Consider the following 643-nt stretch of genomic DNA (forward strand, 5'->3'; position numbering starts at 1 on the left):
GTTCAGTACTTCCATAAATCTATCTGCGTACTCTTTCAACTTGCTTTGGTCTTGAACATCATTTTCTTTACGACCTGTTCTAAGTGAGTAACGCATTTGAGTAAACTTCATAGCACCTCTAAATTCTTCGTCAGTGAATTGTTGACGACAAAACTCTATTAAGTCGATACCGTCTTCACTGTGGTAATGTTCTGGCTTGTGTACCATATCCACCTTACGCGTGAATGGCTCATTCACTCTCACAAAGTCGTCGTTATCTGTAAGTGTAAATTTATATCCACCTGCATTCTCTACATCTGCATACCAAACTGTTTTCAAACCTTTTTCATTTGCATACACACGATTGACTATAGCCGTTTGCATAGCAGTAATGCCTTTAAATGCCGCTTGAAACTGAACAATATTATCTACTTTCAAATCAATTATTCTTACGTTTTCCATTCCGCTACCCCCTCTGTACGTTGCCGTATTGATCTGTTTTGATTTTAACCATAAGATTGTTTTGTACTAGGTTTTTAAAGTACCTAGTGTTTACTCTATGCTTAGCCAATTCACGCTCTGCACGTTTTGCTCTTGCTATACGTTCTTCTCTACGTTTACGTTTTAATGCTCTTTCATGTCTAAGTTCAGCTTGCTGTATTAA

Annotated in this window: 2 protein-coding genes; both read right to left on the reverse strand. The window is 37.5% G+C overall.

Features of this window, described 5'->3' with window-relative positions:
* The coding region (locus tag CD147_RS11580) for a DUF3310 domain-containing protein (RefSeq protein ID WP_240621117.1) at positions 1–441 on the reverse strand (441 nt) is incomplete at its 3' end.
* Positions 442–445: 4 nt separating this feature from the next.
* A partial coding sequence (locus tag CD147_RS12185) for a hypothetical protein (protein WP_103167602.1) occupies positions 446–643 on the reverse strand: 198 nt, incomplete at its 5' end.

The organism is Staphylococcus devriesei (genome assembly GCF_002902625.1).
Lineage (GTDB): Bacteria > Bacillota > Bacilli > Staphylococcales > Staphylococcaceae > Staphylococcus > Staphylococcus devriesei.